Source organism: Anabaena sp. CA = ATCC 33047, assembly GCF_963870205.1.
Lineage (GTDB): Bacteria > Cyanobacteriota > Cyanobacteriia > Cyanobacteriales > Nostocaceae > Trichormus.
The window spans coordinates 107866-128829 of record NZ_CAWMSA010000047.1 but is presented as its reverse complement, the minus strand read 5'-3'; the positions used below and the strand labels follow the sequence as shown (position 1 = coordinate 128829).

Genomic DNA, 20964 nt, shown 5'->3' with positions numbered 1-20964 from the left:
GACACGAAGGAAAGAGAGTTTTAGAGAGATTTTGCAATGGCTAAGTTTATTTTTTCAAAATTGGGATGCTCCCACAAAAATAGACTGACATCTTGCACCTGTTCCTTGTATTGTTATTAGCATCAAAATCTCTCAAACCTAACCCCCCCAGCCCCCCTTCCCTACAAGGGAATGGGGATTTTAAAGCCTCTCTCCTTGCAGGGGAGAGGTTTGGAGAGGGGTTTTTGTAGGGGCGGGTTCACAAGTTAATCTGTAGGTAGACCGAATTTTTCATAAACCCGCCCCTACTTTGCGGCTTGACAAATATTCTTTAATAGCACAAGTTTTTGTAAAAAATATCGCCCTCAATCTAAACCAGAAAAGCGCAACCACTGGGGAAGCAAATTATTAGCAGGGTTGAAGAAAAAGGGAAAGGGAAAAAAACTTCACCTGGACAAATGAGACTACCTTGGGATGAGTGGGAAGCGACTAATGAAGAAGTAGAACAAGTAGCATCAAAGTTTATCTTGGCTAACTGTTATAACCCGCAAGTTGCTGGCAGCATACTACAAGAAAAACAACAAGAGTAGAAAAAGCCACAGTGCCAGGTATCGGAAACGTAGAACCCGCAAGACTTCGTAGGAAATGGCTTATTTAGAAATGTTTACAATTTTGTGTAAGCCTTGTATGTTACAGCTTACAAGTCTCGACGCGAGAGAAGAGACTTGACCACCATGACCTACCCTTCCAACCCCGCCGCACCAAAGCGGGGATATTCCCCTGGGGTGCTTTCAGGTTGAATGTCAGATCATTATACATTAACCATTCTTCCTCTTCTCGCCAGCCTACGCGATCGCCGAACTTGCACCAAGTGTCATAATCTGCATAGGGATTGCCTCCGACACTTTCCCAAATACGCTTTTGGACACTAAACCCAAAGCGTCCACTGCTATATTTTACCCACAATTGGTCAATAGTGCGTAGATCAGTGCAGGGAAAGTTTTCGATTGATTTGACATTAAGCCAGCCTTCTTTTTCTCTACCAGCAACTTTTAGCATCACTTGCAGAGTTTCTTGATCTGCTTCTTGCCACTGTCCTGTTTTGAGTAAGTCGCGCAAGCGTGTATAGTCTACACCTTTCTCAGAACTCAGATCATCTGTTTCCGGTGTTGGTGTAGTGGTTGTTTTGTTTGGTTCTTCTCTTTGTTGCTGTATCTGCTGAAGCTGTTGTTGATATTCCGCTTCTCTGACAGATGTAATCTCTTTCTCTATCTCCCTTACATCTTCATCCCTCAGTCCTAAAACATCTTGCTGATAAACCTTCAATAACTTCAAAGTATGCTCATTGAGAGGATATTGTTGCTTAACTGCCTTTTCATAAGCTTGTTTGTAAAGTTCAAGATTTGCCAGCCGCCTACGATAAGGTTCTAGAACTTCGTTTTCTATTTCCTCCGCTTTTTCATCTGTGAGTCCAAATGTTTGGCGTTTTGGCTTCAAGACTAAGTAGGCAAGTTCACTGAGTTCACCATTTTGGGCATATTGTTCAACAAGCTTGCGATACTCTGCTTCTGAACTCTTTGGCGCATTGGCTATGATAATATTAAAGCCTTCCCTATCCAGAATGATGGCTGGTGTCATATTCGGCTTGACTTCTTGAACTTTCGCCTGGGCGTAATCATGCAGTTCTTGAATCAGAATATGACCATTTTTGTCTTTGTCTGCTGCCCCAGTTTCAATTCCCTCAACTAAATATTGCGTGTAAAGCGAAAGGGTTGAGCCTTCTTGCTCAAAAGATTTTTGAGTTGCACTGGAAGAAGTGAGAACAACCCGCCCTACAGCACCTAGTTGTTGTTTAATATCCTCTACACCAACACTTTTTGGCCGCCAAGTTCCAGCGAAAGCACCGCTATAGCAAGCATCGAGAATTACAACTTGCCGTTTAGCATAGCAACTGTTGGATCTTCCTTGGATATAACTTGCGTCTACAGCAGTAGCTTCAAAGTCATCTTTAGCTGTAATCCGAGTTGCTAAATAGAGATGCCCTTCATCATTAGTAATACCATGACCAGAGAAAAATAATAATACTAAATCATCTTTCTTAGCTTCCTTAAACAGCTTGTGAATTGCCTTTCGCATTGCAACTGCATCGGGGTTAAGCAGTTGTTCAACCTGCTCAAACCCCCCCAAGTTTGGGTTTTGCAAAACTCGCTGCATAGCTGCCACATCATTGAGTGCTGCTGAGAGGGGAGGGATACCTTCACCATACTCACTGACTCCAATCAGTAGTGCTATCTTAGCCATTCCCGCCACCCATTTTGTCTAACAATTCTTTGGCTAATCTCTCACTTTCTAGTAGCTCTTGTCGGCTTTTAGCTTTAATGCTGACTTCTTTATCGCCAACTTTTACACTAACTTCCAGGTTCTTATCTTGCAGGCGATCGCCCAAAAAACTCAAAAAGCTTTTAAAATTCTTCATGCTTACCTCAGCCGTAAGCACGCCTATCAAAGTAGCAAACCCTGGCTTACTTCCCGCTTCTGGGTTCAAATCTTCAGCACGATCCGCCTTCTCCACCTCATCCAAATCCCGAATATCCTCCAGCAACTTTATAGCTATTTCTCGCCGTCTTTCATCATCTAATTCTGGGTCATCAATGGCAAAAGTGAATTGAATTATGGGTTCGCCTGTCATTTTAACCTCCAGAGTCCCGTTATCTACACGGCAATAGTCTAAACAGTAAAATTCTTGGATTTACTATCTAAAAAATATAACCTAAAGCCGATATGTAAGTAATTAAATTTCGAGGGTTTTTAAACTCTGCTCAGACAAAAAATATCTGTCATTTTTGCAGAAACTTTTACTAAAAAAATACAGTCGTTTGTCACAAAATGCTCAATATTTACCCAGATTCTAGCCGTCTTTAGTCTAATGAGATAAAAATTTATCTGCGTTTATCTGCGTGCATCTGCGTTTAATTTTGTCACTTGAATAACTCCGCCATCTGCGATAGTGAAACCAAACTATTCGCGCATAAAATACCAGAAGCAGCCACAGCAGGGACACCAATTCCCGGCATAGTGCTATCACCCACACGATACAAACCCTGTATAGGCGTATGTGTACTAGGAAACATCCCCTTACCCGCCGGAATAGCAGGGCCGTAAGTTCCCTGATAACGTCGGAGATAATGAGCATGAGTTAACGGTGTGCCAATCAATTCCAAGACTACACGCCCTCGAATATCAGGTATAATTTTTTCTACAGCACGGTATAAAGATTCTGCTTTTTCTCGCTTCTTCGCCTCATAACCATCATCCCTTACCCATCCCGCGAAAGGTTCAAGGGTGTAAGCATGAACTACATGATGTCCCTCTGGTGCGAGATTTTTATCCCACACACTCGGAATAGATATCATGCAAGTATTCCCTGGTTTACTAATATCTTCGCTAGAGTCATGCACTACCACATGATGTCCGGTTAAATTATCCAACCCCTCAGCCCGAATACCTAAGTGCAAGTGCATGAAACTTTCTACGGCTGGAGTCTGTAAAGCAGTTTGACGGTAAGCCGTCGGTAAATCTTCAGGACGTAGTAACTGATTGTAAGTATCCCACATTGTGGCGTTAGAAATCACAATTGGGGCTGACAAAATCTCACCATTTCGCAACCGCACACCTGTAACTTTGCCAGACTCTACCAAAATTTGCTCAACGTGACATCCTAAACGTAACTTCCCACCCCAACGTTCTAACCCCCGCACCAAAGCGTTGACAATTGCTGCACTTCCCCCCACAGGATACTCAACCCCAGCACGAGAACGTTCACCTAGCATAAATGCTACCTCTGGGGTAATTGTACCTTGTGCTTTTAAGCCAGATAGTAAGAAACATTCTAAGTCAATCAGTCGCCGCACCCAAGGGTCTTTGACAGTAGCATCCATGACATCGCCGACAGAAGACTGTACCAAGGTTAAATAGGGGAGCATTTTCGCCAAAGATGGCAAATAACGTTGCAACAAGACTAAAATTACCTGCCAATCTGCCCTGAGTGCTAGGGTAGGAATATCCTTCATCGCCTCATATAGTCCTAACAGGCGGCGTTCAAATTGCTGGAGTTCCTTTGCACCTTGGGGTGTGATTTTTGCTATTTCCTGACGGTAGCGTTCAGCATTGCTGTAGACTGGAAAATCACCTTCAGGAAAGTGGTAGTGTCCCAGAGGATCATAAGGTATAACTTGGATGGATTCACCTAAAGAATCAAGCACCTGTTTGAGAGGATTTAAACTCTGAGTACCAGTTAAACCGCAATAAAAGGAGGGGCCTGAATCAAATTCAAACCCTCGTCGTCTAAAACTATGGGCTGCACCGCCAGGAATTGTATGACTTTCACAGACAATTACACGCTTACCATAACGCGCCAACAACGCCGACGTACATAAACCACCGATACCGCTACCGATGACGATGATATCTGGGGACTGGGGACACATAAATTCAAAATTCAAAATTCAAAATTCAAAAATGTTTGAGGAATGGGGGTGTAGGGGAGGGGTGCAGAGAAAATTTTACCTCAATCCCCAATGACTAATAACTAATGACTAATAACTAATAACCAATGACTGAACCACTAATTGAACTAAAAGGTGTTTCTAAAGCCTTTGGGAATAATCGGGTTTTAGATAATGTAGATTTGACGATTTATCGGGGTGAAGCTTTAGGCATTATAGGCCCTTCGGGGACGGGTAAATCGACGATTTTACGCATAATTGCTGGGTTACTTAATCCTGATGAGGGGGAAGTTTATGTGCAGGGTGTGAAACGAGAGGGGTTGATTGAAGATGGTGATGACCCGGTTGGTATTAGTATGGTATTTCAACAGGCGGCTTTGTTTGATTCGCTGACTGTAGATGAAAATGTAGGTTTTTTGCTGTATCAGAATTCTAATTTACCGCGATCGCGCATCCGCGATTTAGTCAAAGAAAAATTAGACATGGTTGGTTTACCGGGTATCAGTCATCTCTATCCCTCGGAACTTTCTGGAGGTATGCGTAAACGGGTAAGTTTTGCCCGTGCAATTATGTCTAACCCCGATAACCCAGCAGAGGGGGCTGAAGTTTTACTCTACGATGAACCTACAGCCGGACTTGATCCCATTGCTTCCACTGTCATAGAAGATTTAATCCGTGACTTGCAAAAAACTCAAGGTGTATGCAGTACCTATGCTATTGTCACTCACCAAGACAGTACAATTCGACGCACAACTGATAAACTGGTATTCCTCTATCAAGGTAAAGTACAGTGGCAAGGTACAGTTAGTGAGTTAGACAATACAAACCATCCACTAATCAAACAATTTATGAGTGGAAGTGTACAAGGGCCTATTCAGGTTGTGGGTTAATCGGGTAGACAAACAATATGCGAGATTTCATTACCAGCCGTTTCGCATCGAAGCGAACTTTAAGAGAGGGTTCAGTAGGATTATTAATCTTTTTCGGACTAGGGGCATTTGTCGTTATTATCTTATGGTTAAATAGATTCACTGCGGCTCGCAGTTCCTATAAAGCAATTGTGGAATTTGCCAATGCTGGCGGGATGCAAAGAGGTGCGCCTGTTCGCTATCGAGGTGTGAAAGTTGGTAATATTGCTCGCATTCAACCAGGGCCAAATGCGGTAGAAGTAGAGATTGAAATCCTCCAATCTGATTTAATTATCCCCCGTGATGTGGTGGTGGAAGCTAATCAGAGTGGATTAATTAGCGAAAGTATTATTGATATCACACCAAAAACATCATTACCATCTGGGGAAAATATAGCTAAACCTCTAGATAAAAATTGCAACCCCAGCCTTATAGTTTGTAATGGTTCTCGTCTCAAAGGTCAAATTGGTATCAGTCTAGATGAATTGATTCGTAGCACTACTGAGTTAGCTACTGTTTACAATAATCCCCAATTTTATCAACGGGTAAATAAACTTTTAGAAACCTCATCAGAAGCTGCTACCAGTGTTGCCGCACTCAGCAAAGATATCCGCAGCTTGAGCAGAAGTTTTCAAGGACAGTTAGGTACATTTGCTTCTACTGCTACTTCGGTGCAGAGAGCAACCAATGCACTAACAGCTTCGACTACAAAAACTGTAGACCAATTGGGTGTCACCGCTAGTCAATTCAGCACAACTGCAACTCAAGCTAGTAAATTACTCACTGACTTAGATAACCTTGTCAACACCAATCGTTCTGTACTGGTTGGGACTCTGAATAATATTTCCGAAACCAGTAACCAGCTACGGGTTACAGTCTCTAGTCTATCACCTGCCTTGAATCGGTTAACCCAAGGGGAGTTACTGAAAAATTTAGAAAGTCTTTCGGCAAATGCGGCTCAAGCCTCAGCTAATTTGCGAGATGCTACCAAAGCCTTAAATGATCCTAAAAATGCCGTGCTGTTGCAACAAACCCTAGACTCAGCTAGGGTGACATTTGAAAATACCCAAAAAATAACTTCTGATTTGGATGAGTTAACAGGTGATCCGAATTTCCGGCAAAATTTACGGCAATTAGTCAATGGTTTAAGCAGCTTAGTGTCATCCACAGACCAAATGCAAGAACAAGTCAAAGTAGCTGCCACCTTAGAGTCAGCGAAAGTAGCCATCAAATCAGATGTAGCAATTTCCCCACCACCAACACCAAAACAAAAGGCTCTCACCATTAAGCCTACACCTGTAGTAGTTGAAAGTTCGGTTAACCCCCCTCAAGCATCGGTAAGTCCTTCCCCTGTGAATTCATCTCAAGAGCAACTATTGCAGCAATTACGGGAGTATCGGGAGAGTAGGGACAAGTAAATTCAAAATTCAAAATTCAAAATTCAAAATTCAAAATTGAATAAATTCTGCCCCTACCTTCTTACCTAATCCCCAGTCCCCAATCCCCAATCCCCAGTCCCCAATCCCCAATCCCCAATCCCCAATCCCCAGTCCCCAATCCCCAGTCCCCAACTAATTCCAATCTTGCTCTTCTCGTTTGCCACGACTTTTATAAATTCCTCCCACATCGTGTAACTGGCGGGTTCTTTCAAATAGTTGGGTTTCCGTTAATCCCCATTGTTGCAAAACTTTATCCAAGTCCTGTTGTATGTCCCTTGCGCCTGGGAAGCCTTGATAACGTATTTTCAGCCTGGCTAATTCTGCTAAGTTGTAGTCTGTCGCCTCTTGAGTTAGTAAAATATCAATAAGAGGGCGATCGCGGTTGTAAAGTGGGTGTTGTTGGTCTTTACTACCGTGTTGTTCTGTCATGTTTTATACTTTTTCTAGATGATAAATTCATTTTAAGTCTAGAGCTAAAATCGTCCTAACGCGCGATAATTAAAGATGACGGCAACCACACCTGAGCTAATACGGCTCTCACCACTGTCACTACATAATAAATAAAGATACATTGTCTTTAAGAAAATACAAAAAAGTTAAGAAAAGGGTGAATTTTTAGATCGCCCAAAGTCCAAGCAGCAAGGGAGCAAGAACCCGCTATGTTTGAACACTTCACTTCCGAAGCCATCAAGGTTATCATGCTCGCTCAGGAGGAAGCACGTCGCCTGGGACACAACTTCGTAGGAACTGAACAAATTCTCCTGGGTTTGATGGGAGAAGGAACTGGGGTTGCTGCCAAAGTGCTGACTGAGTTGGGTGTAACTCTCAAAGACGCACGTCGGGAAGTCGAAAAAATTATCGGTCGGGGTACTGGTTTCGTTCCACCAGAAATTCCTTTTACCCCCAAAGTTAAAAGTCTATTTGAGCAGTCATTTAGAGAAGCTCACAGTCTGGGACATAACTATATCAACACAGAACACTTACTTTTAGGTTTAACTGAAGCAGGTGAAGGTGTCGCCGCTAAAGTATTGCAAAATCTGGGAGTTGACCTGAAAACGGTTCGCACAGGTGTAATTCGGCGTATAGGTGAAGACCCGGCGGTGGTTGGTAGTGGTTTTAGCCCCAGACGCAGCCAAAAAACACTAACTACAGAAGAATTTGGCAGAAATCTCACTAAATTAGCCCAAGAAGGTAAACTAGACCCGGTAGTTGGTCGTGAAAAAGAAATTGAGCGAGCAATTCAAATTCTCGGTCGTCGGACTAAGAATAACCCGGTGTTAATTGGTGAACCAGGGGTAGGTAAAACGGCGATCGCTGAAGGTTTGGCACAGCGTATCATAAATCAAGATGTCCCCGAACTGTTGCAAGATAAGCAAGTCATCAGTCTCGATATGGGGTTATTAGTCTCTGGAACACGTTTCCGGGGAGACTTTGAAGAACGCATCAAGAAAATCATTGATGAAGTCCGCAGTGCGGGTAATATCATCCTGGTAATTGATGAAATTCACACCCTAGTCGGTGCTGGTGGTACAGAAGGCGGCTTAGACGCTGCTAACATCCTCAAACCAGCTTTGGCACGGGGTGAACTCCAATGTATTGGTGCTACCACATTAGATGAATATCGTCAACATATCGAACGGGATGCAGCCTTAGAGCGTCGTTTCCAACCGATTTTAGTCGGTGAACCTTCCGTAGAAGAAACCATTGAAATACTTTATGGTTTGCGGGGAGTTTACGAACAGCACCATAAAGTGCTAATTTCCGATGAGGCGGTGGTGGCTGCTGCTGAGTTGTCAGATAGGTATATAAGCGATCGCTTCTTACCAGATAAAGCCATAGACTTGATAGATGAAGCTGGTTCTCGTGTGCGGTTGCGTCACTCCCACATTTCAGCCGATAAAGAACTCAAGCGTAAACTCGCGGGAGTCACCAAAGCCAAAAACGAAGCCGTCAGACTGCAAAACTTTGATACAGCTGGAGAACTGCGCGACCAAGAAATCGCCCTAGAAGCAGAACTACAAGCAGCTTCAGCAGAAAAAGCCATTCACCCCATCGCCGTAGATGAGGAAGACATCGCCCAAATCGTCGCTTCGTGGACAGGCGTACCAGTCAACAAACTCACAGAATCTGAGTCTGAATTACTGCTGCACCTAGAAGACACTCTCCACGAACGACTCATCGGCCAAGAACAAGCAGTTACGGCTGTGTCTCGTGCCATCCGTCGCGCTAGAGTCGGCTTAAAGAACCCCAACCGACCCATAGCCAGCTTTATCTTCTCCGGCCCCACAGGCGTTGGTAAGACCGAATTAGCCAAAGCCTTGGCGACTTACTTCTTCGGTGCGGAAGATGCAATGATTCGGCTGGATATGTCTGAGTACATGGAAAGCCATACAGTATCTAAACTGATTGGTTCGCCTCCTGGTTACGTCGGCTACGACGAAGGCGGACAACTCACCGAAGCCGTGCGCCGCAGACCTTACACCGTGTTGCTATTCGACGAAATCGAAAAAGCACACCCGGATGTCTTCAATATGCTGCTGCAAATTCTCGACGACGGACACCTCACCGATGCTAAAGGTCGGAAAGTGGACTTCAAGAACACCTTGATTATCTTAACCTCGAACATTGGTTCTAAGGTAATTGAAAAAGGTGGTGGCGGTTTAGGCTTTGAATTCGACAACCAACCCGAAGCTAGTTACCAACGCATTCGTAACTTAGTCAACGAAGAACTGAAGAATTACTTCCGTCCTGAGTTCCTCAACCGGGTAGATGAAATTATCGTCTTCAGTCAACTGTCTAAGGATGAAGTCAAGCAAATTGCTGACATCATGCTGCGTGAAGTAGCTAGTCGCCTGACTGAAAAAGGTATTAACTTAGAAGTTACGGAACGGTTCAAAGACTTAGTAGTAACTGAAGGTTATAACCCCAGCTACGGTGCTAGACCATTACGCCGTGCAATTATGCGTCTGTTAGAAGATTCTTTAGCGGAAGCTTTGCTTGCTGGCGAACTCAGCGAAGGTTGCACTGCCGTTGTGGATGTTAATGATGATGGTCAAGTACAGGTACTTCAGTCAGAAAAACGCGAGTTACTTTTGGCGAATGCTGGTTAATGTTGCAGCCGTTTGTCTATTAGTTAATCCTGTGAAATAGGATTGCATAATTTTACCTCTGGTGTATGCTACCAGAGGTTTTTGATTTATGAGGTTTGTGAGATGATAAGCATATCAATACAGGAAACTATAGCGGTTTTCAATGGGAGTGAGAAGAAAAATAATTGAACGCAGATGAACGCAGATGGACGCGGATGAATCTGCATTGTTGACTGGGAGATTCGCTAATGTCTAGTAAATCGCAACAACTCTCTTGAATTTTGGATTATTTTTTAGTTTGCAATGTTAATGCTGGTGAAAGATTTACTCCCTTTCCACCAGAAGAATATCGATTGAATGAACCACGAAGACACGAAGGACACGAAGGAAGAAAAGAAGAAGATAGCTAATCTTACACCGGGAAGGGAGTATATTTAAAAGCATATTTTTACTCACGCAGTAAAAAATAGGTGATATATTTGATTTAGCTAAAAGTTGTTGATTGAAAGAGCTATGACACCTGTAACACCAACAATAAATCCTATTATTGTCCCCGAAAAGCTATCTTTTCTGGAGTCAATATGTTGGCAAACAGCAGATGTCTATCGGTTTACTCCAGAAGAAATGCTCAGTCGTTATGAGCGTGGTTGGCGATATCACAACTTATTTAATAATCTTGAGGGTGAAGAACTGGATTTTCTTAAGCAACTTGCTATAAGGTATAAATCCTGGTTACAAGCTGCGTTATGACCTTCAGGCTAGAACATCATCATAAAATCCTTACAATTCTTGAGTTTTTAGATTCTGAGGTACTAGAGAAGGGTTCTGCTTACTTCTGCTTTTTGTCATATCTTGCACCATTCTCAATAAGCTTAAGGTGGGCATTGCCAACAACTTAAAACTAAGGGTCTTAGCAACTAGCAAGCAATGCCCAACCTACAACTCTAAGGATAACTAAAAATTATCTGTGTTATCTCCAATGTTTGGGTTTTTCAATTTTGTTAGGTAAGGTAGTTTCATTATCACCTTTAGCTAATTCAATTTGTTTTTGTAATTCTTTTTGTTCTGTTTCAAGCTCTAGTATAATCTCGGAGAGTTTGGCCCCTCTAAGGTCGGCTTCTGAAAGGTTTGCTCCTTTAAGGTCGGCTTTTTTAAATTCGGCTTTTCTAAGGTCGGCGTTGAAAAGATTAGCTCCGCTAAGGTTGGCGTTGAAAAGATTAGCTCCTTGAAGGTTGGCGTTTGAAAGATTAGCTTCTTTAAGGTTTGTATTACTAAGAAGAGCGTTTGTAAAATTTGCGTTTGAAAAATTAACTCCTTGAAGGTCAGCTTCGGAAAGATTTAATTTTGAAAAATTAGCTCCTTCAAAGTTTGCTTCTTTTAAATACACCTTGGGTTTATCCTTTTTAATAAGAGAGCAATTATAGAGAACTACTAAAATTGTAGCTTTGCGCCTTTCATCTCCATCTAAATCTTGTAATATTGATAAAGTCATGTTGCGGATCAAATCTAATATATTTGAATAATGTTCAGTAGAATAATTATTTTCTTGATCATTATCAATTGCTTGATTTAGATTTAGTATTGAATTGACTATATACTGTTGATAATTTATCACAGCAGATTCACGTTGTTTCTCTTCAATTTGTTTTTGTGCATATTCTTCTTTCTCTTGTTGTATGTTTTCTTGTATAATCTGAAAAATCAAACCAATAATAGCTAATACAAATGGAGCAATTAATATACCCATCCAATCCCATAAGGTTTTGGCTGGCTCATATTTAGTTGTAGTGCTTGTTGTCACAATTTTACCTTTTATTATTTCTGTAGTTTCTATGGTTTTTAAATATATATCTGAACTTTCAGCCATGCCAAACTTATCGTTTTTAGGTGGTGATAACGTAAGATACAAAACCACAATAGGTATGAGAAAAATTAAAAATATGGATGTGAATATTCGGCGCATGGCTTTTGAGTGTTTAATCTTTTGTTTTTGATGCTGGGTAATTCTGAATTTATTTTTCATAAGCAAAATTTTGAATTTTGAATTAGTATTAGTCCCTTGGCTAGTTTTGCCGAGACGGGGCAAATAAACAAGACAAGGGGAGCTATTCAGCTATTGATTTTGCATATTTAAGTTTGACTTTTAAATACACCTGGTTCTTGCTGTGTGGGCAGGACAGCTAAAATATCGGTTTGGGAACAATATTTCAGGTCTTCATGGCCATCTAGGCGTAACAACCTTTTGCCGTGACTAGCGTGGTGGAATAATCCCAGGAGGTTGTCTTGCCACTGGGAGTATAGCGCGATCGCACTCATAACTTCGTCGTTACCAGCTAATTCTGCGGCTGGTAATTGGGATTTCTCGATCACACTGTGAGCGATCGCACCAGCACAGGCTGTATCCTCTAAAGAAAAACTGCCTTCCCAACCTGAACCCACAATCCACACTGTCTCAGGTTGCTTGTCAATCAAATATTGTACTACTGCGGCTCGGTTAATAAAAGCGGCTGTCATCACCGTGGGTGATTCCTGTACCCGTTTTAAAGCGCGAGTGCCATTAGTGGTACTAATAAACAAGCGTCGCCCATTCACTAATTCGGGTGTACAGTCAAGGGGAGAATTACCTAATTCAAAACCAGCAACTTTTGCACCTCCCCGTTCTCCGGCTCGTAGCCGTTTCTGTTGAGGCCATTTTTCACTGACTTCGATCAGTTGATCTAAATCGCTGAAGACTTGCACAGCTTCGCCACCAGCCGACAACACAGTTGCAATGGTGCTAGTGGCTCGCAAGACATCGACTGCGATCGCGCAGTCTGGAACTTGAACTTCGGGGGTTAATTCCGGGGTGTGATATACAAATAGCTTCACGCGCGGGTTACACCTGCTTTAAATACTACTGCCGAGATTACATTCTAATTGGTGTCAATCACCATAATCACAGGAAAAATTAGAGTATTTCTTATGGTTATGCCAGACTATTTTTTATTGTGTCGGAGTAGCTAGGGGCTAAACGCGAGAGGTTGGAGGCTAGAGAAGAGAGGTTTTCAGCCCATAGTTTCTAGCTAGAGTGTAAATCACGGTAATCTGAAAGAACGTAGGGGTAGAAGGTAGGAAACAACCCCCCAATCCCCAATCCCCAGTCCCTAATCCCCAATTTCTATGGCACCTTTACCCGATTATCGCCCCAAACAATTGTCTGTAGGCCCTTTGGAAGCAGAAATTTTAAATATCGTTTGGGAACTGGGTTCAGCTACAGTTAAAGATGTGCATGATCGCATTCTGGCTGACCCTAACCGCGAATTAGCTTACACCTCTGTCACCACAGTTTTACGTCGCCTGACTGAAAAAGGTTGGCTAGCCTGTGATAAAAAAGGCAAAGCTTTCTATTGGCGACCTTTAATCACAAAGCAGCAAGCCCAAGTTATCAAAGCTCATGACCAATTACAACGGTTTTTAGCCGTAGGTAATCCTGATGTGGTTGCGGCTTTTGCTGATAGTCTGGATGAGGCGGCTAGTGAACAAATCGCAGCGATCGCTAAACGTATTCAAGCAGCACGCCAAGCCAGGGAGGAACAATAATGCACCTATTAATGATTTTGGCTGCTTTGGCAGTTTCTGGAATTTTAAGACAATCTTGGACTCATACCCCAGGTAGTTGGGAACTACGCTGGCAAAGAACCCTGTTTTTCTTTCTCTTTCCACCGTTGCTGTTAATCATGACAGCGATCGCTGTGCTGTGCATGGGTACTCAAGGTCAAATGGTCGGTATGGACACAGGATCATTAAGTTATGTACTAGCTTTAATTATCCTGACTATTTTTTCTTGTTTGTGCTTGCAACTAGCTATCCAAGGTTATCAGTCCCTACAATCAGCCCGCAATTGTCCTCTAGTAAATGTTGAAGGTGAGCGAGTCAGATTACTCAGCACACCAGCCTTATTTGCCGGACAAATTGGTTTTTGGCATCCTGAATTAGTAGTCAGCGAAGGATTGCTACAAACACTCTCCGCAGATCATGTTAAAAGTGTCTTAGCCCACGAACAAGGACATCACCACTACAAAGATACATTTTGGTTTTTCTGGTTGGGTTGGATACGTTCCTGTACAGCTTGGTTGCCCAACACAGAACCATTGTGGCAAGAACTTTTAATCTTGCGAGAACTACGTGCTGACAGTTATGCAGCATCCCAGGTAGACCCCCTATTACTCGCAGAATCACTGTTGTTAGTAGTAAGTAATGCTACAGCATTCACAGACTCAGAAATTTGTTGTGCTGCTCTAGGTTCTAGTGTAGGCGATACCTACAACGGCAAGCTACGCTTAGAACAGAGAATAGAAGCTTTATTAGCACCACCACAACCAATCTCAAAACCTCAATTTCAGTTGTGGAATAGCTTGATATTGGCATTTCTCCCCCTAATCACTATCATATTTCACACCTAATTGTCAAGCTTTCTTTGTATAAATAATCAGTGGTTATTTACAACTTCAACTAATGACTGATTATTCTTATTTCTCAACAATAGATAAATCCAAAATCCTCCTGTAGAGACGCGATAAACCGCGTCTTTTTCATCAGGTTTCTAGAGTATTAAAAGGAGGTAAAATTGCAACAACCAAAAAATTTAGAACATTTATTTACTGTCCGTTGTTTCGCCACAGTGCTACTCTTTGGTCAAGTCTGGCTACATTTCCTACAAGGAAAAACTTACTACCGTAAAATTTTAGAACATACTGTAACTGCGGGGCCTGGTTGTGTCTCTCCAGTTTTGCTTGTGAGTATTTTTTCTGGCATGATTTTTACTATTCAAACCGCTAGAGAATTAATACAATTTGGTGCTGAGAACACCATCGGCGGAGCTTTTGCATTAGCTTTTTGTCGGGAATTAGCTCCTATTTTGACTGCTAGTATTATTGCTGGACAAGTAGGTTCTGCTTTCGCCGCCGAAATCGGTGCAATGCGTGTCACTGAACAAATTGATGCGCTTTATATGCTCAAAACTAACCCTATTGATTATCTAGTGCTTCCCAGAGTCATTGCTTGCTGTTTAATGATGCCCATTATGATGATTTTCGCTTTAGTCATGGGTATCAGTGGCGGAATTTTTGCGGCTGCACAATTTTATCAAATTCCTCCAGAGATATTCTTAGAGTCAGTCAGAAGTTTTTTAGAGACATCAGATGTATTTATTATTTTGTTGAAAGGGTTAATTTTCGGGCTGATAGTATCTATTAATGGCTGTAGTTGGGGACTGACTACTAGAGGTGGTGCCAGAGAAGTAGGAGAATCAGCAACTACCGCAGTTGTCACGACTTGGGTAGCAATTTTTATTATGGATTTTATTCTATCTTTACTATTATTTGAAATTCCCAGTTTTTGACATTATTTTTTTCAATAGATGCGATTAATATATCATCTATAAAAGAGTAGAGATTGGGCGGCGTAAACACCAATTTCATCCTAGGGTTTAAATTCTTATATTTTGTTATAACCATGCAAGTTCGGATTTTAGAAAAAACACCAACTTTCTTAAAACTACAATTCAAACCACAAGCCATTTTTTACTGGCTGTTTGGGGGAATATTCGCCGCAGGTGGTATTTTTTTTATAGCTACACTCGGAAAAGTCACTACTTTTACTTGTAATCGCATTGAAAACCAACCAGCTAGTTGTCAGTTAATTAGCAACAGTTTTTTAAAATCTCAAACTCACACTTGGAATCTCTTAGAGATAAAAGGCGCAAAACTAGATACTAGCACTACTGATGAATGGGGTAGTTATCCTTTTTTACTGCTAACAAATCAAGGTAGTTTTCCTATTAATTTAATAAATGCAGATAGAACTAAAAAAGAAACCTATGCAACCCAAATCAACGATTTTCTGAAAAACTCGCCAGCTACAACTTTAACTATTCAGGAAGATAGCCGCTTTTGGACTTATCCTCTAGGTTTATTACTAATTGCTGCTGGTGGTGGTTGCATTATCTATATGCAAATGAATGCTAAAATTGTCTGTAGTTTCGATAAAGTTCTGGGTAAAGCAACTATTAACCGTCAAGGTTGGTTTAGTCAAGCGGTTACTGAAGTTAAATTAAAAGAAATTTTAGGAATTAATATTGATGCTGCTACTGTAGGGAGAGGAACAAATTACTATGTTCTGCTAAATTTAGACAATGAGGAGCAGATTTATTTGGCTTCTGGCCCCATGTTTACAGCTAAAAGTGCAGCACAAACCGTTGAGGCTATCGCTAGTTTTCTCAAATTACAAACTAATGTATAATCTCACTATCTTGATTCATGAATTTTTGTGAATTATCACTATTAACATCACCGGGAATAACCTGATGATTTTCTAATGGTAATAACTGTTGTTGTACCTGCATGACTTCAGGATTAATTTGCAGTAATTTTTCTGGTAACAGACTATCTTTCATCATTAACACTTTCATTTCATGCTCAAACTGCTCTTGCCCTTCACGGAAAAAGTCTATTCCTCTAGGGTTAATTAAAGCATTAGTAATCTGCTGATTTTCATTAGCAGCTACTGGTACAGTGATTAATAAAGCTGCTAATACCACTGTTGCAGTTATAGCCAGTCTGGAGAATATATTGTATAAAGTATTTTTCATTTTAGCCCCCTTTGCACAGGGCAATTTCTACTCAAACAGCCAGATTAATTGACAGGAATATTGGCTTTTTGGGAGTATTACTGTTATACTAATTTTGACTGTTTTTTTCTATGAGTTTACAGTACATTCCTTGAGATTATGCTCTTATTATATGCGATATTCAGAAATAAGTAGCACGGCGTAAATAAATTAAGGTTTGTAGTAAGGACTTAAGTCCTTACTACGAACTCAACTTTGATTATGTTACATTACTTAATATACTTTGATTTATTTCTGTCTGGAATGGCTGCATAAGTAAAGACTTTTTATGCAATACTTTTAAAGTTCTGTGAGTGCTTTTGCTAAATATTCGTACTGCTCTAGGGTATTGTAAATCTGTGCGGAAATTCTCAGCAACAATCGCGGTGATTCTGTCCAAGGAACTATCTGTACTTGAATGCCATACTGATCAAATAATTGGTCATGCACAGACATGAAATCACGATTTTCTAATCTAGCTGGCATTGGTACAACTGCCATCGCGCCAATCATGTCTTCAGGACAAGGTGGTGACACTTGCAAAGCTTGACAAAGTAACTGTCTGGCAGCTAATATCATTTGATGATTATGCTGGATCAATCCTTGCCAACCGCCGGGTAACAACGAACCCATGAAAGCGATCGCCTCTGGTACACACATATAAGCTGTATAATCATCTGTACCAGTCCAGTCAAATTCTAACTGAAAGCGTGTTTTATCGGTGCGTGGTGAATTTGCACCGTGGCTAATTGTCAAAGGTCGAATTTCTGGCTGTTTATCTCGACGCACATACAAGAATGCCGCACCCTTGGGCGCAGACAGCCATTTATGACAGTTTCCGGTATAGTAAGTTGCGCCAATTTCTCGCAAATTTAAAGGTATCATTCCCGGTGCGTGTGCGCCATCAATTAAGGTATCTACACCCCGTAGTTGTAATTCCTGTATTAATTCCTGAATGGGAAAAATTAACCCAGTTTGGCTAGTCACATGATCTAATAGTGCTAACTTGGTTTTTGATGTGACTTGCTCCAAAACTGCTGTTATTACTTGTTGTGGCGACTTTATCGGAAAGGGAATTTTTGCCACGACTACCCGCGCACCTGTGCGACTGGCGATAAAATCCAGCGCATTGCGACAAGCATTATACTCGTGGTTGGTGGTCAAAATTTCGTCCTCTGCTGTAAAAGTCAGGGAACGCAACACGGAATTTACACCTGTCGTAGCATTGTTAACGAATACCAAATCTTGAACATCAGCGTTCACAAATGCGGCTAGTTTGCTTCTCGCATCATCTAGCAGTGGTTCCCACTCTCTACCAAAAAAGCGTAGCGGTTCTTGTTCTAATTGCGATCGCAATCTTTGCTGTATTGCCAACACTGCTTGTGGACAAGCACCAAATGAACCATGATTGAGAAAAGTTACAGATGGGTCAAGTGTCCACAATTTATGTAATTCCGAAGGATGAGGCATGAAGTCTGACATTCTATCCTTCATACTCTAGTTTTTGCAGCATTTATAATATTTTTTAATATAACTAACCTTTGGCTAAATTATTTTAAATAAATAAGTTATCTCAAAGGGTAAAAAGTAAAAGGGAAAAGGTGAGTATCACCCAATTTTCCTAATGCAGTCAAGCAGAAATATATCTCCGGTTAGTTTAACTCACAAGCAGAGAAAACTCAAGGTTTCTCACTTGTGAATTCTGACGGATGGCTTTAGATACCTTCTTCCTTCTTGCTTCCAAATATTACCAATTCCCTCATACCTATTACCAAGGATGTTGATAGTGTTATTGAGTAACTAATGCCGGTTCTGGAACTTTAGTTGTTAAAATTTGGGTATATAGTTCGCTCAGACGCGCAGCCACACCCAGCCAACTAAAAATAGACTCCATCTGTTTTCTAGCAGTTTGACCTAATTCATCCCGCCATTGTGGATTCATCAAAATTCTATCAATCGCTACAGAAAAAGCAGCTACATCTTTTGGTGGTACTAATAAACCTGTTTTTTCTGAGATGACTGTGAATTGCAACCCACCAACATCACTTGCTACTACTGGTGTACCACAAGCCATCGCTTCAATTGCTACGAGTCCAAAAGGTTCGTAATGACTGGGAACAACACAAACATCAGCCGCAGCGTAGTATGTAGGCAGTATATCTTGGCTGAGGCGACCGGGAAGACTTGTAAAGTCGCTCATACCTAATTCTGCCACAATTCCCGCAATGCGATCGCGCTCTCTGCCGTCGCTGTTACCTGGGGTATAACCACCGCCAATAATTAGTTTGAGTTTACCAGAATCCCGTAACTGTGACTCGTTGACTGCACGCACCAAAGTTTCTATACCTTTGCGCGAATCAAAACGTCCTACATACAAGATGACTTTGGCATCTGGTGCAATTCCTAATTCGGCTCTAGCTGTTTCTCTGTTTACTGAGCCAAACTTGGCGATATCTGTACCACAAGGAATTACATCAATATAACCTTTTGTGGACACGAGCGATCGCATGTGTTGCTGTTCTTGGGGACTTGTCGCCACGATTCTGTCTGCTGTTTCTAATACTTGTTTTTCCACAGCTAACCGCTTAGTGGCAATTAAAGGTATTGTATCTACAGCTTTGTATTTGACTGCGCCTAAAGAGTGATAAGTATGAACTTGTTTGCTGCCTTGGATTGCTTTTAATTGCATTCCTACCCAACTAGACAGCCAGTAGTTTGTATGCACCAACGGATAAATAATTTGGTTTTCTTTTTGGAATTGCAGCAATTGTTGGACAAACTCTGGTAAGTGTTTAAAACCATTATCTCTGGGGACAAATTCCTCTGGCCCTGCTGTTAACCGAATTGTCCGACAAAGTGGGCTGTGCTGAACAATTGTTTCTTGTTCAGGGCTGACTCGGCGGCTAAACATATCAACTTGCCATCCTAATTCGGCTAATGCTTTACCTACTTCACGCACGTAAACATTTTGCCCTCCAGCTTCTTCTTTCCCGATTTCAATTGCTGGATCTCCATGAACTGAAATTAAAGCTATCCGTTTTTCAGTGTTCGAGTTCATAGTTTGTGTGTGTTGCTGATTGTGGTTCAGTCGGCGGAAGTTTCAAGTGTGCTGTCTGCACAATTACTTGAATTTGTGAGTAACTGTGAGTATTTTTTATTTTAATTTAATATGCCAAGATTTTTTATATATTTCTTCCTGATTTTTTGCTGTTTTTATTCATTATTTCTATTTGTTTTTTTTATATCTAATTTGCCATATTTATATCTAATACTTTTAATAGATTTATTTCTATTTTTGACTCTATAAACATACAAAAACACTGGTCGCAATCCAGTAAATAAATCAGGTTATGACCTAAAAATTTACTGGTTTTTGGATCAGTTTTACAATATTTGTATATTTTTAGTAAAACTATTAGCAGCAGTATTTTCACTTAATTCATTTAACTGAATTTTTGTGAATTTACAATTTATTTCAACTACTGAAACAAAAAAAGTAAGTCATTAATTACGTTGAATTAAATTGCTTTACTTTGCTATTAATAAGTAGAGTATTTAATATTACTAATATTGCTATGAAAATTTTGTATCTTATAATACAATACACTTTAGTTAAAGGTAATTTTTGTATACCTTCCAAAAAATACTGTTGAAGATTGATTGAAGATTGTTGACTCTTAAAGAATTTTTACCTTGTCTACCTTGTCTACCTCATTCCCCTCATCTTCCAACCTTCGGGTAGGCTTACACCTCCGTACCCCTCCGAGGAAGCAAGCTACGCTTTAGCGTTGCATAGTAAAGAAAAGCTAACGCTACATCTCCCTCTGCTGCCTCCACTTCCTCTACTTCCCTAGATTCCGTGTTTCTTGAAAGCCTCCAACTAGCGGCTTTAGGGAACACCGAAAAATAAATTATCCAAACTGACTGTTAGTAGGGTGCGTCAGAATGAATATTTTCTTGGTATGGCTAGGGTGTCTCGTACTGACGCACCCTACATTTTGGATGTTTTTTGATCTGGAATCCCTGACAGCCAGCATCCGCCAGCTAGATAAAAAGTCAAAACCCCTTCAGCCTAAATTCAGAGTGTAGTGAGACTGAGGGGTTGAAATATATTTACTTAATACGAATTGTTTCCAGTTGAGAGTGTTTCCTTGCCCTCATCCTGGCGGTTGGGACTCTGGAAGAATCAGACACGCTTAACTTAGATGAATAAGTGCGATCGCAACTCTAGGCAAAACTTTGTTTGACTTCATTGACAATCTATAGCCAATTTGGACAAACACATTCAGTTAATCGGTATATTATACCCAACAGTAGCGATCGCACCGTCAACAATAGCCACAATTAGCTCTTGGGTAAAAATTAAAAATTAAAAATCAACAATTCCTGACTTTTAAT

18 protein-coding genes are annotated in these 20964 nt (G+C 41.1%); 9 read left to right on the top strand and 9 right to left on the bottom strand.

Going from position 1 to position 20964, the window contains the following annotated elements; translation table 11 throughout:
• Positions 1-437: 437 nt before the first annotated feature.
• A complete protein-coding gene (locus tag AACS98_RS16120) occupies positions 438-569 on the top strand; it encodes a hypothetical protein (protein ID WP_255362910.1) in 132 nt (43 codons plus the stop codon).
• A 100-nt stretch (positions 570-669) separates the two neighbouring features.
• On the opposite strand, the gene AACS98_RS16115 is transcribed toward AACS98_RS16120, so the two are convergent.
• The 3 genes from AACS98_RS16115 to AACS98_RS16105 form a co-directional block, all read right to left on the bottom strand.
• Positions 670-2280, bottom strand: coding sequence for a caspase, EACC1-associated type (locus AACS98_RS16115; RefSeq protein WP_066381639.1), 1611 nt, complete (start codon positions 2278-2280; stop codon positions 670-672).
• A complete protein-coding gene (locus AACS98_RS16110) occupies positions 2273-2668 on the bottom strand; it encodes a hypothetical protein (protein WP_066381637.1) in 396 nt (131 codons plus the stop codon). The genes AACS98_RS16115 and AACS98_RS16110 overlap by 8 nt, the downstream gene beginning before the upstream one ends.
• A gap of 289 nt (positions 2669-2957) precedes the next feature.
• Positions 2958-4466, bottom strand: a complete 1509-nt coding sequence (locus AACS98_RS16105) for a phytoene desaturase family protein (RefSeq protein ID WP_066381635.1) — start codon at positions 4464-4466, stop codon at positions 2958-2960.
• A gap of 125 nt (positions 4467-4591) precedes the next feature.
• Between AACS98_RS16105 and AACS98_RS16100 the strand changes: the two genes are divergently transcribed.
• Positions 4592-5374, top strand: coding sequence for an ABC transporter ATP-binding protein (locus AACS98_RS16100; RefSeq protein ID WP_066381633.1), 783 nt, complete (start codon positions 4592-4594; stop codon positions 5372-5374).
• Between the two features lie 17 nt (positions 5375-5391).
• A complete protein-coding gene (locus AACS98_RS16095) occupies positions 5392-6810 on the top strand; it encodes an MlaD family protein (protein ID WP_066381630.1) in 1419 nt (472 codons plus the stop codon).
• 153 nt (positions 6811-6963) lie between these two features.
• Here AACS98_RS16095 and AACS98_RS16090 read toward each other — a convergent pair whose 3' ends face one another.
• On the bottom strand, positions 6964-7260 hold the full coding sequence (locus AACS98_RS16090) for a DUF3288 family protein (protein ID WP_066381628.1): 297 nt from the start codon (positions 7258-7260) through the stop codon (positions 6964-6966).
• A 230-nt stretch (positions 7261-7490) separates the two neighbouring features.
• Between AACS98_RS16090 and AACS98_RS16085 the strand changes: the two genes are divergently transcribed.
• Entirely contained in the window at positions 7491-9941 is a 2451-nt protein-coding gene (locus AACS98_RS16085) for an ATP-dependent Clp protease ATP-binding subunit (RefSeq protein ID WP_066381626.1), read from the top strand.
• Positions 9942-10433: 492 nt separating this feature from the next.
• On the top strand, positions 10434-10670 hold the full coding sequence (locus tag AACS98_RS16080; protein ID WP_066381624.1) for a hypothetical protein: 237 nt from the start codon (positions 10434-10436) through the stop codon (positions 10668-10670).
• Between the two features lie 220 nt (positions 10671-10890).
• On the opposite strand, the gene AACS98_RS16075 is transcribed toward AACS98_RS16080, so the two are convergent.
• Both AACS98_RS16075 and AACS98_RS16070 read right to left on the bottom strand, forming a co-directional pair.
• Complete coding sequence (locus AACS98_RS16075) at positions 10891-11787, bottom strand: pentapeptide repeat-containing protein (protein WP_157087527.1); 897 nt, start codon at positions 11785-11787, stop codon at positions 10891-10893.
• 263 nt (positions 11788-12050) lie between these two features.
• Positions 12051-12788 carry a 2-phosphosulfolactate phosphatase family protein gene (locus tag AACS98_RS16070; protein WP_066381619.1) on the bottom strand — a complete coding sequence of 246 codons (738 nt, stop codon included), beginning with the start codon at positions 12786-12788 and terminating at the stop codon, positions 12051-12053.
• 291 nt (positions 12789-13079) lie between these two features.
• Between AACS98_RS16070 and AACS98_RS16065 the strand changes: the two genes are divergently transcribed.
• The 4 genes from AACS98_RS16065 (at position 13080) to AACS98_RS16050 (ending at position 16199) form a co-directional block, all read left to right on the top strand.
• A complete protein-coding gene (locus AACS98_RS16065) occupies positions 13080-13499 on the top strand; it encodes a BlaI/MecI/CopY family transcriptional regulator (RefSeq protein ID WP_066381618.1) in 420 nt (139 codons plus the stop codon).
• Positions 13499-14362 carry a M56 family metallopeptidase gene (locus AACS98_RS16060; protein WP_066381617.1) on the top strand — a complete coding sequence of 288 codons (864 nt, stop codon included), beginning with the start codon at positions 13499-13501 and terminating at the stop codon, positions 14360-14362. The genes AACS98_RS16065 and AACS98_RS16060 overlap by 1 nt, the downstream gene beginning before the upstream one ends.
• A 164-nt stretch (positions 14363-14526) precedes the next feature.
• The gene (locus tag AACS98_RS16055) at positions 14527-15300 is read left to right on the top strand and encodes an MlaE family ABC transporter permease (RefSeq protein ID WP_066381616.1); all 774 of its coding nucleotides are present in this window, start codon (positions 14527-14529) and stop codon (positions 15298-15300) included.
• Positions 15301-15413: 113 nt separating this feature from the next.
• Positions 15414-16199, top strand: coding sequence for a hypothetical protein (locus AACS98_RS16050; protein ID WP_066381615.1), 786 nt, complete (start codon positions 15414-15416; stop codon positions 16197-16199).
• Here the strand turns inward: AACS98_RS16050 and AACS98_RS16045 are convergent.
• From AACS98_RS16045 to AACS98_RS16035, 3 genes are all read right to left on the bottom strand, one after another.
• A complete protein-coding gene (locus tag AACS98_RS16045; protein WP_066381609.1) occupies positions 16189-16548 on the bottom strand; it encodes a hypothetical protein in 360 nt (119 codons plus the stop codon). The genes AACS98_RS16050 and AACS98_RS16045 overlap by 11 nt on opposite strands.
• Positions 16549-16866: 318 nt before the next feature.
• Positions 16867-18048 carry an aminotransferase class V-fold PLP-dependent enzyme gene (locus AACS98_RS16040; protein ID WP_232317160.1) on the bottom strand — a complete coding sequence of 394 codons (1182 nt, stop codon included), beginning with the start codon at positions 18046-18048 and terminating at the stop codon, positions 16867-16869.
• Between the two features lie 307 nt (positions 18049-18355).
• Entirely contained in the window at positions 18356-19624 is a 1269-nt protein-coding gene (locus AACS98_RS16035; RefSeq protein WP_066381606.1) for a glycosyltransferase family 4 protein, read from the bottom strand.
• Positions 19625-20964 lie beyond the last annotated feature (1340 nt).